The following is a 17,027-nucleotide window of genomic DNA, read 5'->3' as shown; positions in this document are numbered from 1 at the left end:
CCTCCTTATAATATATTAAGATTGCCCAGCACCTTTTCCATACCAGTACTTTTTAAACTTAGAATCTTGCGGGAAATATAAATTAATATAATCCGAAATATTTTCATGATTCACTTCCATCAAGATTTTTGGAAGATTTTCTTCAACTGATTTTAATTTTCTATACTCTGAAAGAATAACATCATCATCATGGTTTGTTTTGACTAAAAAATTATAGCAAATCGATTTTGAGAATATCTGTAATACCATCTCTTCAGTTGATACACTATCTTCACTCCATGGTGATTCCCAGTACTTTTTGTTTGCTAAATCAATATCAAAACTTTTGATAAAACCATAAGCAATGGAACGTGAAGAGTTAAGTAGTATCTGTAAAGCTATATCTAATATGCTAGAATCTTTTTTAATGAAAGTACAGAAAGGATAAAATTTTTCTGGCGAACCGCCTAAGAATGTACCTGTACCTAAAGTAGCAATATATAAAAGATCTGATTTTTCTATTAAGTCAAGAGCTTTTTTTAGGTCTAGTCTAGTCTGCTCGTCTAAAAAGTGACTATCCCATGTTTTATATAGATAGGAAATCTCTCTACTTACTTCTAAGTTGTATCCTGCATTGCTCAACAAGTTACTAGAATACTTTTGACTTAAGTCCCAAATGTTCTCTGTTGCATAGTTTGTGTTTTTTAATTCGTCTTTAAACCAAGGACGTATGTGTAAAAAGTATCTCTGAATGTGAAGGCCGTCTGCTAATATTTCCCAACCATCTTCTATTTTCATATATATTCTCCTCCAAACTTTGGTATAATAAAAATGCACTTCAGGAATATTATAACAAGTTTGTGGATTCACTCAATGAAAAAAATTAAAAATTATAGGAGGTTTGAGAATATTGGATACAAATAATCAATTTATAGAGGAAAAAATAACCCAAATTGTAAGGGAGGTATTGGAGACTAATGATGAAATTAATAAGCAATTAGAGCTAAGTGAACTAGGAATGGATTCATTAGCATCTATAAATTTAATAGTAGAGTTAGAAGATGCTTTTGACATTGTTTTTAATGACAATGAACTTTTATTCGAGAATTTTTCTACAATCGAAAATATTATTAAGCAAATAGAAAAGCTACAAAAAAACAAAATTAATAATTAAACTTTAGAGAGTATATATAAAATCTCTTATAGTTAGATAATAAGCATAATACATTAATAAGAACTTAATTTGAGGAGATTAAACGTGACCATTAATAAGGAAGACATAGTAAATATTTGTAAAACTCATGGTACCCCCATGTACTTATATGATGGAGAAATGTTAAGGGAGAAGTTTTTTAGCATTACTAATAGAATAGGTAATGATGTTGATATCTTTCTTTCATTAAAGGCTAACTCTAATGTATCCATAGCAAATCTTTTTGCAAATTGGGGTGCGGGTGTTGAAGTAGCCTCTTTAGGTGAAATGAATATTGCTTTAAAGGCTGGTTTTTCAGTAGACAATATTATATTTTCTGGTCCGGGAAAAAGAATAGAAGAACTTAAAACAGCTATACAAAATAAAATATATTGCATAATAGCTGAGTCAAAACAAGAAGTCTACGCAATTATGGAGCTCGCGAAACAATTAAATCAAAAAGTAAGAGTTGGAATTCGAATAAATCCAGATCAAGATATTGCTAGAGCAAAAATTAAAATGGCTGGCATCCCTAGACAATTTGGTATAGATGAATCACAGGTAGAAGATGTAATAGTCACTATTAAAAAAAGTAAATATCTAAAATTCGTCGGGATACATATCTATACAGGAACACAAAACCTAAATATAGATTCTATTATAGATACTTTTAATTATACTTTAGGTTTAGCAAAACAGATAAAGCAAAAATATAATATTGATTTGGAAATGGTTAACTTAGGCGGCGGGCTCGGAATAGCATACTTTTCCCAAGAAAACGATTTAAACTTTGATATTTTAATGAACAAAATAAAAGATTTAATAACAGATGCAAAAAAGGAGTTATCTAATACAAGATTTATTATTGAGAGTGGGAGATACCTTTTAGCAGAAAGTGGGATTTATGTAACAAGTGTATTGTACACAAAAGAATCTAAGGGGGAAAACTTTGCTATTACAGATGGAGGTCTTAATCACCATCAAGCTTGTACCTTTAGAGGTAGAATGATTAGAAGTAATTATCCTGTAATCACTATCAGAGGTAATAATATCGAAGAAAGAACAGCCAATAAAGAGAAAATTACTATAGTGGGACCTTTATGCACTCCTGAAGATATTATCTGCAAAGATGCTCTACTCCCTAAAATCTTTCAACATGATTATATCTGCATACTAAAATCTGGAGCATACGGTTTATCCTATAGCCCTCAAAATTTCCTAGGCCACCCTAGTCCTATAGAGGTGTTGTTAATGGGTACTAAAGAATACGTTATTAGAAATCGAGGTAATTATAATGATGTATTAAGTAATCAAAATATGGTTAATTGGGAGAAAGAAAATGGGTTCTAGCATAGATGTTAATATCATAAATGTTCTTAAAGAGAATTTAAAATCTAGAAATACTGAATATGATGATTGTTCGAAGTTTCCACATAAGAATTTTGATGAGCTTATAAATAATAACCTTCATAAAGTTACACTAGAACAAAAATATGGAGGCTTAGAGTATGATATTAAAAGTACTTGTGATCTATTAATCGAGATATCATCAGCCTGCTCTTCAACAGGCTTAATTCTTGCTATGCACTTATACTCAATTGGGGGATTAAATGGGGTTTTATCAAGTCATCAAAAAGATAATGTTTTTAGAGATATAGCATTAAATGGTGAATTAATAGCTTCAATTAGTGATCCTAAAATAACATTTTTAACAGATAAAGATAAGATAAAAGAGAATATAAGTATTACAATTGAACCGTCAGATAAAGGGTATATTATTAATGGAAGAAAGAGATTTGTTTCAGGAAGCTCAAGAGTGAAATACCTCCCAATATATGGGTTTCAGGAAGGGATAAAATCAAGGTATGGAATAACATCCTTATTAACTCAATTAGATGATAAAGGTGTTTCAATTAAAGAGACATGGGATTACTCCGGGATGAAAAGTTCTGTAACTCATGATGTCTACTTTAAAAATGTTTTAGTTCCAAAAGATAGATTAATAGGACGTGAAGGGCTAGGAATTGAAGATACATTAAACTTACTTTATTGGTTTAGGCTAACTTTGGTATCTGTATATTATGGCATAGCTAAGAGAGCATACGAATATATAGTACAGTTAGTGAAAAATAAAGTAAATACTCTAACTAATAAATCGTTAATATCTTCAGAAAAATTACGGCAAAAGTTAATGGAGATGAAAATCAACTTAGAAGTAGCATATTCCCAACTTACACGTAGTGCAATTTTAACTGATGCATATCTAAGTGGAACAAAGCAAGTTGATGTAAAAGAGGTAAATACCCAAATTTTAATTACAAAACAGTTTGTCACTAAGAAGGCTAATTCGATAGTATGGGATGCAATGGAAATAGAAGGCATGGCATCTCTAAGCCGAGGAAGTGTATTAGAGAAGCTGTATCGAGATGTTAGAGCAGCTACTTTTCATCCTCCCACCGAAGAGCTTTTAATTGATTTACTTAGCATATATGAGATGAATATTATTCCGTTAAGACGCTAAATGGAGTGTATAGTTAATGAATATACAAGAGAAAAATATTTTTTGGTATTACAACATAAATAAAGAACAAGAGTGGAATGAACAAAATACCTTTCCATCTGTCACAGACTTAGGACAGTTAAAATTAGTTATTCAACAAGAACAGCAAATGTTATACGCTGCTAAACCTTATCAGACTGTTCTATTGAGGCATAGACCTGATAAGGATTTTATGAACTATTTGCATACAAACGGGGTCGAAATCCCACAAATTGAATTCATAAATGATTTAGAGGATTTTAAAAAGATTAGGTCTGTAAAACAAAATGGGGAAACGGATTTACTTGTACCTTATATAGTTACAGAGGATACAATGCCGTATAACTACTTTAATTGTGATTACAAACTAGTTAAAAAGTTAAACAATAAATTTTATGTAAGAGAGCTGCTTTTAGAAAAAGGAATTACTACAACAAGAGGGGCCTTTTGTCATAATACTGCAGAAATTCTCGATGCTTATAGTCATCTACAAAACGAAGGATTTAATAAATTTGTTTTTAAGATACCCTTTGGTTCTTCAGGGAAAGGTTTAAAAGTAGTAAAAAACGAAAGAGAGTTATCTTTATTTATAAAGTTCATTAATAGAAGATCTCAAGATTTTAGAATTTTACTAGAGGGATGGCATACTATAAAGCATAACCTGAATAGCCAAATATTGATTACTGATAAAGTAGAATTACTATTAATAACAGAACAGCGTATTACTGAAGATGGAATGTATTTAGGAACGAATTTCAGCCCGAATTTTAGTAATGAACTCGTAGAAAACTACAGTAATCAAATCTTAAAGATTGGTGAATTGATAAAACAAATGGGATATAAAGGTATATTAGGTATTGATTCTATTATTGATTCAGATAATATTTTATATCCAGTAGTAGAAATTAATGCTCGTTTTACACAAGTTACTTATCTATATCATTTAGTGAATAAAATAAAAAAACTTAAATTTCAGTTTATCGAAAGTAGATTTATACGCTTTGAATCATCATCAGATGTCCAATTTAATGAAATAAAACAATATATAGATAATCAAAGTAAAACAGACTACTTTATTTATTGCTATGCTAAGGAAAAATTAAAAAACAAAACATTATATAGAGTTTTTATACTATTCTATACAAATGATAAGGCAACATTGGATTCTACAGTATCTAATTTCAACTATAAATCTGTAATAAAAGTATAAACGCCAGTTAATAATGTATACATAAATAATTGTTGATTTCGGCCCAGTATTTAGTGAAGTAAAATCTCATAAAAAAATTAAAGTTAATAATCGGTTCCTTAAAATACAGGGAACCGATCAAACTGCATTTAATTTATGTCCAAACGACAACTATAAATTAAAAAAATCCATTTTAACTAAGTAAGTGTTGATCTATTTTATCTCTAATGGCAACTGTAATAAATTCCTTAAGAGAGCTATTTGTTTCACTTGTAATTTTTTTAATATATTCATATTCCTCATATGCAAGTATTACTGGTTTTGTTACTGTGTTACTATTCAAATACACACTATGATTGACACATGGAATAATTTTCCCTTCTATTATATAAGGTTCTAACTCCCCTATCCATTCCTTCAGTATTCCTGGGGAAACGTAATTAAAGATTGACGAACCTCAAATCCCCCTTCTTCTAATATTTTCATATTTCTTGGAGACACATACTGCAATATATTATCGATGAACTGAAAAACAACTTCGAGAGCGTAAGAAAAAACAATTGTATACAGAAAATAAAAAGGGTATTACGTACTCAGAGAAAAGCAAACGATGAACTGGTATGAATATTTATGTTACCAATACACCATTGGAATGATTCAAGACCATCTATACATTCTTTATCAAGCTATACAGCAAAACACCCGAGAAATAACAAAAATTTTAATCCGCCTGTTCCATCTTCTACAGAAGAATGGACGGAAATCTCACAGATATGAGAAGAAAACTGTCTTTGATATTATGGGTGTTGCCTATGAGTATAATGGATTGAGAAAACAAAAGAAAATTGCATAATTAAAAAATTGAAACCCGTTAGGGTTTATTTGGTATACGCATTTTTAAGAATATACTTTTATTTTAAAAATGTTTTAACCCAGCTGAACAAAAGTCAATTTGTTTACACTCTTAAGTTAATGGGTATGTATGACCCCCTATAGGTAGGGAATTCATAAAGCTCTTTTCGTTGTGTTTCTCTTAGAAGCTGTTGTCGTGCCATGTACATGCCCTCACATCTATGTATTACTAAAAAATCTTCATCTACCTCCCTATCATAAAATAGGCTATTCTTTTCGCAGAGTTGTGCAAAAAGAATAGCCTATCTCTAATTCTATCTAGCAATCATCCATTTTAAAACAAAGGCCACATTGGCTGATCACTCAGCCAGACGTCTCATAAAGTATCCATAACAGAATTTGTTTAAGCCGTAGCTTTGTTACATATAGAGGAAAACATTCTCATTGGTGTCTCTACAATATTCATGTTATGCTCCCTTCCCTCAATTAGATGTTATATTTGTTTCATTACTTGGATACGATTACACTCTCTTGCTGCACAGTATATTGAATTAAGCTTACTGCTTGTTTCGCTGATGTAGAAGCTTCAATTGGTGTATCACCTTCACTTATGACATAACCAAGCCTATGGTAACTACTAGAAACTTTCTCTACATGAAAAGGAAGATTAATAGTATGAATCCTTGCTACCCCAGACACATTCTCCGCTTGTTCTATGTTGTGTACTCCTACATAGGTACCTAATTGCTCCGGGATGCAAAATTGTATAGCAGCAGACTTAGACCGCTGCAATTCAATATGAATTGGCATTCCGACTGCTTGATCTAGAACAGCTTCTACCATATCCACTCCAGTAGCCATTTCAACTAAGTCTGGAATACAGTCACCCGCCAACCTTGGATTAATTTCCACTAAATAAGGATCAGCATCTTTTACGATAAATTCGATATGCGCGGCCCCAGATTGCAGGTTAAATTCGGACAACAATTGAACGCAATACTCTTCAAGATTTTTAATGGGACTTAAATCTTTTGAAGTCACATGACCACGTTCCACTGCATGGATGCCATAAATGTCTTTTTGAGTTACTGAGATGAGCTTCCATCCTTCTGAAGTGTGTAACATCTCTGCAGAATACTCTGCTCCCTGTATAAATTCTTCAATTAACCATTTTCTCTCTAAGCTATATCCTCTTTCGTTGATATTCCTTACCATTTCAGCTTCTAAAGCGCGTTTGAGTTCACCCTCACTATTACAGATAGATACTCCATTGCTTCCGCTATCGTCTACAGGCTTTAATACGCAAGGAAACTTGATAACTATATTATCTCGATTCGTATCAGGATCAACTATTGCAAAGTCTGGTTGCTTAAATAATAGATCTTGAGATCTCTTATTGAAATACTCTCTCATAAGATGCTTATATCTAACTAATTTTAAAGCATGTAAATCGGAAGCTGTCAGCTGTAAATTCTGAGCAATTTGTGTCGCCGGAATTAGGTGATAGTCATCAAATGCCAACACACCAGCAAATATATAATTTTCATCTGAGATTTTAGACATCATCTTTTCAACGTCGTATGTATCTATCGTTAGAATCTCATCCGCAATATCTAAAGGATTATTCACCTTTATTGCATCGTATTGTTTAATATCGCTGGTCCAAAAATGGACTTTATATCCCTTCTTTTGAGCGATTTTCATTGCCTTTGCACCAGTTCCAGTTGTATTAGTTTCAATAAATAAGATATTTTTCATTCTACTTAATCTCCTTTAATATTTGATAGGTTTAGGCGTAACAGAGTTCCTTGAGAATCGGATTAGGACCTGTGTTAAGGGCTTCTTGAAAAACATTTTTAATTACTCCAGCTGCTAGAGCTATATCAACTTCTGTAATGTGCTGATGTACGACTGCTCGTACTATATTTGGCAACCATGGGAATACTAATATTCCTTTTTGCTTACAGCGTTCTGCAAATATCTCAGAAGTGATCCCAAGATTACTAATATCAATGAATAGTATGTTGGTTTCGACTTGGTCTTCGGCTATATGTATTGCGTCATGACTGTTAAGGTGACCTGCTAATAATTTTGTTAGTCTGTGATCCTCACGAAGTCTAACCATGTTGTTCTCCATGGCATAGTGTGCTGCACGTGCATACATTCCTATTTGATGCAAGCCGCCACCAAACTGTTTACGGTACTTCTTCGCATTACAAATAGCCTCATGGGTTCCCATTAACATGGAACCAAACGGAGCACCTAGACCTTTTGCAAAACATACTGTAACTGTATCTACATTTTGAGCATATGTACTTAAGGGAACCCCTGTTGCCATATGAGCATTAAATAACCTTGCACCATCCATATGAAGGGCCAAATCATATTGCTGAGTGCATTCTCTTAGCTCTCTAATGATTTCTAAGGGGAAAGTCCGTCCCTGATAATAATTAATTGTGTTTTCTATACTTACTAATTGAGGTTGGGCATATAAGTAACCGCGTGGTTTAGCATGGATTAATTTTTCGACAATATCAGCCGTCAATAAGCCATCGGATGTCTTTGTGGTATTTAGTACCACTCTATTTAACATGACGGTTGAAGCACTCTCATAGAAGGAAATATGATAATTGACCTCAGTAATTATCTCATTTCCTTCCTCTACTTGACCTCTTATAGCTAATTGATTTGACATAGTCCCGCTTGGAATAAATAATGCTCCTTCGACTTGAAATAGCTCTTTACAATATGCTTCTAGCATATTCACACTTTCGTCTTCGCCATAGCAGTCATCTCCCATTTGTGCTTCAAACATTGCTTGTTTCATTACCTCTGATGGTGTAGTTAGAGTATCGCTTCTTAAATCAATCATTTATATTCACTCTCCATAGTTTTCATTTTTCTCATAGTCTGTACTATTATTAAAGATATTGATGCTGCTAACACGTATAGTGATTACATATTGTTTATACTTTAGAAATTACAATTTCATCTCCTTCACTACCCTCACCTTGCTTTTTAATGCTTAGTATGCCGAGTGCCGTTAATACAATAGGAATAGCCAAGCAAATTCCTACTGCATAATATGCTTGTACAATATTACGCTCACCGAGATATCCTATAGCAATAGATGCTACGATACCAAGTATGAGTCCTAGCATAGAAATTAAAGTCATGACTCTTCCTACAAAGAGTTGGTCTACGTACTTATATACGAGTGACTTAGATAGCACTTTTACATTTCCTACAAAAAAACCAATGATTATGTACAAAATAAAGGCCTCGGAGTATCGACTAGATGTACTAAATAAAATGGTAAATCCGCCTAGCATTAAAAATGAAAGCATTAAGTAATATGCAGAGCCGTTTCGCGCTGACAGCCATAAACAGAAGGCTACTGAGATGAAGCTACCAATGCCTGCTGCACTATCAATTAACCCCAATGTAAACTCATTTCCATGTAGTATATTCGAGTTAAACGGAGCAATTAAGATATTAATGGAACTGAAGAAAGGAGTAGCAACACAAGCAGCAAGCCCAAGACATAGCAAACCTTTATTTTTTATGAAGTATTTCCATCCAACTGTAATGTCTTTGAAATAATTCTGATAACCAGTATTCTTAGCAGACACATGTTGTTCTTCTACATAATGCTTACATAGTCTAAAGTATAGAAAAGCACCTAAAAGGTAGACAAGACTGGTAAACAAAAGAGTGAAATTTGTTCCTAGATGTTTAAGTAATAGACCTGCTAAGATAGCTGAACTCATAAGTCCCACCTGCCATGAGGCTTGTGTGAGGGAAGTCCCTTGCATATATTGGTCCTTTTCCAGCATGACTTTAATCATGCTTTCCGCGGTAGGTCCCAGTATGTACCACACGATGTAGCTTAGAAAAATTGAAGCGTAAACTACAAATAAGGATGAGATTCCTAAATAGCTCAATAATGGCACCATTGCAATGAATAAAAACCTAGCTATATTGCATGCAACTGCAATCTTAGCTTTATTAAATCGATCGATTACCACCCCAACTATGGGAGCTAGAAATACAGAAGGCAACATTGTGACGATGAGCATATAACCAATTGACATAACAGATCCTGTGCTCTTAGAGATAATAACAATGCTAGCTAAACTAAAGATCCCTTCTCCAAACATAGTGATAAGTGACGCAATAAAGAAAGATAAAAACGTTCGGTTTTTAAGAATATAAAGTTTTTCCATGTTTCCCCCTTTTTAAATCGTAGGGTACGATATAAATGTATAAAAAAGTTACCTCCTCAGGTTTATATCGTAATAAGTAATCCCAACGTTTAATAAATGTTCTTAATTAAATCAAATTACATCGTAACGAACGATATAAATATCTAGTTAATTCCCAATAAAAAACATTTTATATCGCTACATACGATATGATAACCCGAACTCAATAAGCTGTCAAATAAAAATTCTAACTATTTTCAATAAATAAAAGAAATAAACTTCTTCAAAGCATTATATAGTATGGACATTTTTAACATTTGACTTTTCACTTCAATTGTCATAATATTTCGTTTTACACGATATAAAAGGAGGGTACATATGAAAGCAAAAAAACTAAATAAAGCATGGACAGATATTTACTATAACTTGCATTACAATTATAAAGAGGTACTTACACATCAGAATATTCGTTTTCTTCAAACCGTCAGTAAAAACGAAGATGTGACCATACACTTTCTTTCTAAAGTAATGGCATTATCACACAATACCACTTCAGAACATATTCAAAGACTCCAAAAAAAAGGATATGTTATTAAGAAAAAAAATATTAAAGATGAACGACAAGTGATTGTCTCTCTAACGCCAAAGGGACAAGATGCGTTAAAGCAGCATACCGAGCTGGATGAAGAGAAAATAAATCAAATCTTTGAATCTCTAACAATTACTGAACAAGACAAGATAATTGATGCTTTTAACACTTTTGGCGAAATTTCAAAGAAACTCTTTCCTGACAACTAAATAGTAGAACTTAACCGAAAGGATGCTATATAGTATTTGGCTCAATTTCAAAGAATTGATATGTTGTTTGATTTTGGTTGTATATTCTATACATATTTGGTTGACATAACGTCTTATTATCGGTAGCAAAGAAAAAGGGTAATCCCTACTCTCAGAAGGATTACCCTTTTTTATTTTCTATAACGCTATTCATCTTTATATATATTCCTACCCTGACAGGGGTTTTAGGGTTCTCGTTTATTACTGAATTATAAAATCTTGCATGCTCTTAGCGTGGTGGTTTTCCGAAATGCTGAAGGTACCCCTGATAAAAGTATTCCTTTTATGGTTTCCGTCTTTAATATTTCTCAGATACTATTTGATTATCAGATTTAATGAAAAAACAAGAAAACTGAATAAGGCAGTCTTTGCTCACTTTTTCTATTATGCTGGATATTGATTATTATGACAAACTGTATTTTACCTATTAACTTATTTTTATCATTCGACCATTGAATAGCCCCTGCCATGTATTGTTTGAATATATCTGTCTTTCTTCTCGCACTTTAACTTTTTTCTTACATAGCCAATATATAAGTCCACTACATTTGGACTTACTACTACGTTATATCCCCAAATCTGATCCAAAAGCATTTCACGGTGCAATATCTTATTTTTATTTTTGATTAAAAATAAAAGTAAATCATACTCGCGCTTAGTAAGCGAGAGATTTTCACCACCTTTTTTCACAATATTGCTAGATGCATCAACAAAGAGATCTTTAAACTGAAAAAAGTTTGTCTCATTTTGCTGGATGCAGTCCCTTCTCCTTAAAATCGCTTGAACCCTTGCTACTAATTCTTCTTTCACAAATGGTTTTCTTATATAATCATCCGCTCCTGCTTGTAACCCTGCTATGCAATCCTTGCTAGAAATATTGTTGGTCACAATAATTATCGGTGTCGTTTTAACAAGTCGTATTTGTCTGCAAATTTCTGGTCCCGATATACTTAATGAATCCCAATCCAATATGATAATATCCCAATCTTGTTCATATATTATATTTAAACCTTGGTTTTCATTGTGAAGCTTTAAAATGAAATAGCCTTCTTGCGTTAGACCGCTTACGATTTTCTTTGCTAAAGACCTTTCATTCTTAATTACTAACACCTGCTGCACCGATGGTTCACCTCTACTTCAATATAACTTAGTTAGATAAAAAATTATCCCCAAAAAATAATTTAAGATTTATAAATATTAAACCCCTAAAAAAATCCATTATAACAGCTTATTAGGAGAACCCTATATAATTTTACAATATAAATGGACAAAAACGCAAAATATATGGATATTTAGATGTACAAAGTTTCATACAATGGCTGTACATATCAAAAAGATTTAACGAGAAGAATGTTTGGGAGTCTCTCCATAAAAAAGATTTCGAAGCTTTTCTTATTTATTTAAAAGAGGATCGTAAGTACTCTGACAAAACTATACACCGCATATACATTGTGTTAAATAGATTATACGAATACTCAGATTTACCAAGTCCCATTGAAGAAGTTATTCAAATAGATCAACCTGATCGAGCGTTACGTAAGGAAGATTTCGTTTCTTTCCAGGAAGAAACGCGCTTAAAAGGAGTTATTTCTTCTCTAGAAGTCCTTACTGAAAAACAAAGAATAACACGCCCAATGATCTTAGAGCGAAACGTTTCTATCGTTACAGTACTCCTGGACTATGGACTATCTTTAAAAGAACTTGTTTGTTATTCGAGGCTTTAGATAGTTTAGACAAATTCATCTAGGAATTGAATGGGAACAATGATTTTTTTAAAGTTATTGCATATATTTTATTAAACAACGGAGTATGCAATCTTGTCTGAGCAGGAATAGTCGCCATTGTAATAAACAAGGCTGATTTGTAAAGAAAACAAGGGAAGTGAAGAACCTATGATACATCGATATGAAATAGAATTTTCAGTAATGTATGATGGCAAAGTAACAAACTTACAATCTACAATCATTCCAGCGCGTTCTTTAGAAGAAGCAAATGAAAAATTACAGTCAGAAGTAAAACGACGATTAGGTACATGTCGCGTGAAAATTGATACTACAAGTTTATGTAGTTCAGAGGATAGTCGATATATAATTGAACCAAAATGAAGAGAAAAGTCTTGTGATAAACAAGACTTTTTATTTTTCGTTTAAAAATTTGAAACGAATTTTTCCATTCATTATGTATTTGCTTATAACTGATTTCTTTCACTAACAGGCCCATTGAAATTTCCATTCAGTAAATACGAACAATAAATGAAGTTTATAATAAATACACACTGTTAAATCCCTAAAAATTATTCAAACCCTTATGTATGTTGAAATAAGAGATTGTTTGCATGTGTATCACTCCTTTTTGTACAATAAAAGAAAAACATATTATGAGATGGGGAGAGGAAAACCCATGACCAACCAACAATTAGTGAATTTACGCATTGATTTTGCTTTTAAACAATTATTTGGTACAAGTGGAAATGAGGATATTCTAATTGCGTTTTTAAATGCAATATTACAAGGTTCTTTAGAATCCCCTATTGTTTCTTTGCAATTAGAAGACCCACACTTGCATCGAGAACATGAAGAGGATAAATTATCAATTTTAGATATTTCCGCAACATTAGATACGGGAACCAAGGTAAATGTGGAAATACAGTTAAATAATAATCATGATATGATTAAGAGAAGTTTATATTATTGGGGAAGGCTTTACACATCCCAACTTCAGAAAGGAATGCCATATAGTTCTCTCCATAAAACAATTACGATTAATTTGTTAAATTTCGTTATGTTTTCTGAATACGAGGCATTCCATACAACAGGAACTCTATGGAATCAACAACAACAGAAGGTATTAAGTGATGACATAGAAATTCATATTGTAGAGATTCCAAAACTCATGCAACAGTGGCGTAATGAACAAGTAAATCCCTGGGAAGATTCCTTTGTTCGTTGGTTATTACTACTACCAGCGAATGAAGATGAACACTTAACCCAAACATTGGAGGATATTGCGATGAACCAAGACCCTATTTTACAAAAAGCAATGGATAAATGGGAACGTATGAGTCAAGATTCTTCTTTCCGACAAGCATATGAAGCAAGGGAGAAAACGTTGATGGATGAAGCTGCAAAGTTTGCTCATGCTCGTAATGAAGGGAAAAAAGAAGGTATTCAAGAAGGCATCCAAGAAGGGGTTCAGCAAGGGAAAATACAAATGATTAAAGGTATGCATGAACTGGGTGTACCAATTGAAACGATTGCAAAAGCAAGTAAATTAAGTATTGAAGAAGTTGAACATATTTTGAGGGGAAATTCATAATAAACAACTAAGAAAACAGATTGAATTTTTCAATCTGTTTTCTTAGTTGTTGTAATTTATTAGTTTATTCGTTGATTATAATTCCTACCAGCGAATCAAGATGAACACTTAACCCAAACATTGGAGGATATTGCGATGAACCAAGACCTTGTTTTACAAAAAGCAATGAATAAATGGGAACGTATGAGTCTAGATTCTTCTTTCCGACAAGCGTATGAAGCAAAGGAAAAAGCCCTTATGGATGAGGCCGCTAAGTTCGTTCATGCAGAGCAACAAGGGATTAAAAAAGGAATGGAAAAGGGAATAGAAGAAGGGAAAATGCAACTTATTCGTGGTATGCACAAAAATGGAATGCCAATAGAAGATATTGCAAGGTTTACAAATTTACGTATTGAAGAGATACAAGAAATTTTACAATCATAAAAAAATTAACAAATAACACCAATGGATATATCTGTAGGTGTTATTTGTTAATGACCACCATAATTTAAAAGACTACTATTTAGTTGGTTACTCAAATATTTCTAAGGAAGGATTAACGGCAAGAAAGCCACAATCTTTCTTTTTCATTCATAAAAGAAATTGATATTATGAAATGTCCCCTATTTAATCTTTATATTTTTACTTTATTTGTACCTTTTCTAATACTTTAAAACTACCTAAGTATAGAAATAGTCGATCAAAAGTGATTAGGTAAAGTCCAATAAATATAAACCCTGTTAAAGATATAAGAAGAAATGGTAACAGATTTATCAAGAACCACACAGAAAGAATTCTGTGCGAAAAAAACTTTAATCCTTTGTATACAATAAAGAGAGTGATTAAAAGGAAAATCAATAATAATAATTGACCTTTTGATATTGATTCATTTGCCCAGTAAATAAACCTTGAACCGAAAGCACTTATAATAATTCCACATATAAGTACAGCCAATAAAATAGTTAGAAACTTTACAAGCAAATTCATTCTAATAGCCTTAAAAAATCGTTTGCTTGCAGTTTCAAGGAGATTTTTATAATAAGAATCAATAACAGGTGATGAAATCCAAGAATCAATCTTAAAGAATTGATATCTTTCCTCTTTTAATCCAGTATTTGTAACAAAATTTTTTATATTTACTTTATCCAATTCATATTGACTTATTTTATAGCCGTTAAGCATTAAAGAAAAAGCTTCTACTTCTGAAAAAGAGTCCAAATCTGTTCTAATACCAGAAAGGAGGTTTTGAACATCTGTATTGACCCCGAAAGTCTCGCAGGGTTGTTCCGTGTTATAAAGTTTCGATTCTTCTTTAAGATTGTGTCTTTCATCAAAGTAGGAAACTTCCTTTACGGGCAATCCTTTCTTTAAATGTAATAGGGCAACATTACCTGAATGTTCCTTAATTATATTGGACAATTGTTGCTCTCGTAGGTTGTCCGATAGTATACTATTTGAACGTTTGATTACATTGGATATCTGTACATTAGGCTCCCTTTCATCTTTTAATTGTGCTGATGCATCACTTATTATAAAATGGGTGCAATTTAAGCGTTTATCTAGTAACCCTCTAATCCCTTGATTATCGTGGACACCGCCATCAACTAATTGTAATCGTACCTTCTCATCATAAAGATCACTAATAGCAAGAGGGGCAAAAATTCCAGGCACACAGGCCGAAGCGGCAACGGCTACACCCAATTCAAAATCTTCGTGTTTGTATATGTCATCATACGATTCTATTCTTTTTAGTCGAAAATTTTTATCAAATTTTTTTCTAGATTGGTCAATCTGTGTTTCGCCCATATCCGAAGCACTAAAACACCAGTTATGGCCATTATTTAAGATAGTTGCATTAATAAGAAGTATTGGTACTTTTGCACTTCTATTTTCATTATTCTTAAGTGGGTGAAAAGAATTACTCTCACTGCAGGGTTTGATAATTAACTCCTTCATTTTTATAGGCTTGGTGTTATTTATATCAAGAACTTTTCTGTATAAAAATTTATCATAAAGCTCTCCAATATGATCACTTCGTGAGTAATTAGGAAGAATCATTTTTATATTTTTTACCGGATTAAGAAAGGTTCTTAAACGCAAATTCTTTTGGACGACTTTTAGAAAATCAACTTCAATTTTTGCAATAATCTTTTGATAGTCTTCATCTTTAATTTCAACATCTCTCTTTTCTTCCAGTAGTTTTTTTAAATGAAGATAATAAAGCGCGCCAATAATAGAGCCACCTGAAACCGTAGAAATTAATTCAACAGAACGAAGTAACCCCAAATCAGCCAACCTTGCCAGTACTCCGATATGATAGAAAGATGCTCTAAATCCCCCACCGGAAAGGGCAAGTCCTAACTTTTTAATATTTTCCTCTTTCATAAACAAAGTCTCCTTTTTAGTTCTTTAAAACTTCGATATTAATAGCTAAAATTTATGTTTTCTTTTTTTTATGATTTTTATGCTATGAACAATGCATGACTCCAGACTTGCCCGTATCACTTCTTCAAATCACAGCTTGTTATTTTTTATAAGTAATAATAAAGCTCTCTAATTTTTTCTTACATATTCAACATAACTCTTTTTTGAAGTAAATATTTTCAAATCATATAGATTTATTTGAGTCACTTTAAAAGCTTTAAGAATATTGTGTTTGATTCGTTGTTGATAAATACAAAACACTAGGCGGGAATTTATAAAATCTTAAGGAGGATAAAATGAAAGAAAATAAATATTTGTAAGTTGTGGAAAATTGTCAGTTTCAATTTAGACAGAACCAATAGAGTAAAATCAAAACTTTATCTGAATTTCCATGCAAGTTGCACAATCTCTAGGGTTTCATAGTATCAAACTAGACGAAGAATTTATGACTTACATTTTTACACTAGAACCTAAATTATCAAATTATATGGTTCTGGTGCAAATAATGGACAAACG

At 32.3% G+C, this 17,027-nt stretch carries 13 protein-coding genes and 3 pseudogenes; 10 read left to right on the top strand and 6 right to left on the bottom strand.

Annotated features, from left to right (window positions below; translation table 11 throughout):
• Positions 1–15: 15 nt before the first annotated feature.
• Positions 16–777 carry a hypothetical protein gene (locus RT27_RS11260; protein ID WP_043936143.1) on the bottom strand — a complete coding sequence of 254 codons (762 nt, stop codon included), beginning with the start codon at positions 775–777 and terminating at the stop codon, positions 16–18.
• A gap of 112 nt (positions 778–889) precedes the next feature.
• On the opposite strand from RT27_RS11260, the gene RT27_RS11255 reads away from it, so the two are divergent.
• From RT27_RS11255 to RT27_RS11230, 5 genes and pseudogenes are all read left to right on the top strand, one after another.
• Complete coding sequence (locus RT27_RS11255; protein ID WP_052497729.1) at positions 890–1,153, top strand: phosphopantetheine-binding protein; 264 nt, start codon at positions 890–892, stop codon at positions 1,151–1,153.
• Positions 1,154–1,237: 84 nt separating this feature from the next.
• Positions 1,238–2,521: a hypothetical protein gene (locus RT27_RS11250; protein ID WP_052497730.1), complete on the top strand. Its 1,284-nt coding sequence runs from the start codon at positions 1,238–1,240 to the stop codon at positions 2,519–2,521.
• On the top strand, positions 2,511–3,692 hold the full coding sequence (locus tag RT27_RS11245) for an acyl-CoA dehydrogenase family protein (protein WP_043936140.1): 1,182 nt from the start codon (positions 2,511–2,513) through the stop codon (positions 3,690–3,692). Before RT27_RS11250 ends, RT27_RS11245 begins: the two co-directional genes overlap by 11 nt.
• Positions 3,693–3,708: 16 nt before the next feature.
• Positions 3,709–4,920: an ATP-grasp domain-containing protein gene (locus RT27_RS11240; protein ID WP_043936138.1), complete on the top strand. Its 1,212-nt coding sequence runs from the start codon at positions 3,709–3,711 to the stop codon at positions 4,918–4,920.
• Between the two features lie 488 nt (positions 4,921–5,408).
• Positions 5,409–5,752 (top strand): annotated as a pseudogene (locus RT27_RS11230) (hypothetical protein); the annotation flags it as partial.
• 506 nt (positions 5,753–6,258) lie between these two features.
• Here the strand turns inward: RT27_RS11230 and RT27_RS11225 are convergent.
• The 3 genes from RT27_RS11225 to RT27_RS11215 form a co-directional block, all read right to left on the bottom strand.
• Positions 6,259–7,380: an ATP-grasp domain-containing protein gene (locus RT27_RS11225; protein ID WP_231577713.1), complete on the bottom strand. Its 1,122-nt coding sequence runs from the start codon at positions 7,378–7,380 to the stop codon at positions 6,259–6,261.
• 160 nt (positions 7,381–7,540) lie between these two features.
• Entirely contained in the window at positions 7,541–8,623 is a 1,083-nt protein-coding gene (locus RT27_RS11220) for a GntG family PLP-dependent aldolase (RefSeq protein ID WP_043936133.1), read from the bottom strand.
• 94 nt (positions 8,624–8,717) lie between these two features.
• On the bottom strand, positions 8,718–9,977 hold the full coding sequence (locus RT27_RS11215; RefSeq protein WP_043936131.1) for an MFS transporter: 1,260 nt from the start codon (positions 9,975–9,977) through the stop codon (positions 8,718–8,720).
• A gap of 357 nt (positions 9,978–10,334) precedes the next feature.
• Here RT27_RS11215 and RT27_RS11210 point away from each other — a divergent pair, with 357 nt between their 5' ends.
• A complete protein-coding gene (locus RT27_RS11210) occupies positions 10,335–10,754 on the top strand; it encodes a transcriptional regulator (RefSeq protein ID WP_043936129.1) in 420 nt (139 codons plus the stop codon).
• A 480-nt stretch (positions 10,755–11,234) separates the two neighbouring features.
• Here RT27_RS11210 and RT27_RS11205 read toward each other — a convergent pair whose 3' ends face one another.
• Positions 11,235–11,912 (bottom strand): response regulator transcription factor, encoded by a 678-nt coding sequence (locus tag RT27_RS11205; RefSeq protein WP_043936127.1) that lies wholly within the window; start codon positions 11,910–11,912, stop codon positions 11,235–11,237.
• A 140-nt stretch (positions 11,913–12,052) separates the two neighbouring features.
• On the opposite strand from RT27_RS11205, the pseudogene RT27_RS11200 reads away from it, so the two are divergent.
• The 4 genes and pseudogenes from RT27_RS11200 to RT27_RS11185 form a co-directional block, all read left to right on the top strand.
• Positions 12,053–12,499 (top strand): annotated as a pseudogene (locus tag RT27_RS11200) (integrase); the annotation flags it as partial.
• Between the two features lie 186 nt (positions 12,500–12,685).
• Positions 12,686–12,898 carry a hypothetical protein gene (locus RT27_RS11195; RefSeq protein WP_043936125.1) on the top strand — a complete coding sequence of 71 codons (213 nt, stop codon included), beginning with the start codon at positions 12,686–12,688 and terminating at the stop codon, positions 12,896–12,898.
• A gap of 295 nt (positions 12,899–13,193) precedes the next feature.
• A complete protein-coding gene (locus tag RT27_RS11190) occupies positions 13,194–14,108 on the top strand; it encodes an Rpn family recombination-promoting nuclease/putative transposase (RefSeq protein WP_043936123.1) in 915 nt (304 codons plus the stop codon).
• A 63-nt stretch (positions 14,109–14,171) separates the two neighbouring features.
• Positions 14,172–14,531 (top strand): annotated as a pseudogene (locus RT27_RS11185) (Rpn family recombination-promoting nuclease/putative transposase); the annotation flags it as partial.
• Positions 14,532–14,729: 198 nt separating this feature from the next.
• On the opposite strand, the gene RT27_RS11180 reads toward RT27_RS11185, so the two are convergent.
• Entirely contained in the window at positions 14,730–16,472 is a 1,743-nt protein-coding gene (locus RT27_RS11180; RefSeq protein ID WP_043936121.1) for a patatin-like phospholipase family protein, read from the bottom strand.
• Between the last annotated feature and the right edge of the window lie 555 nt (positions 16,473–17,027).

It is taken from the genome of Bacillus sp. L_1B0_5 (assembly GCF_000836715.1).
Classification (GTDB): domain Bacteria; phylum Bacillota; class Bacilli; order Bacillales; family Bacillaceae_G; genus Bacillus_A; species Bacillus_A thuringiensis_S.
The sequence above is the reverse complement of the archived record's forward strand: the minus strand, read 5'-3'. Positions and strand labels throughout refer to the sequence as shown.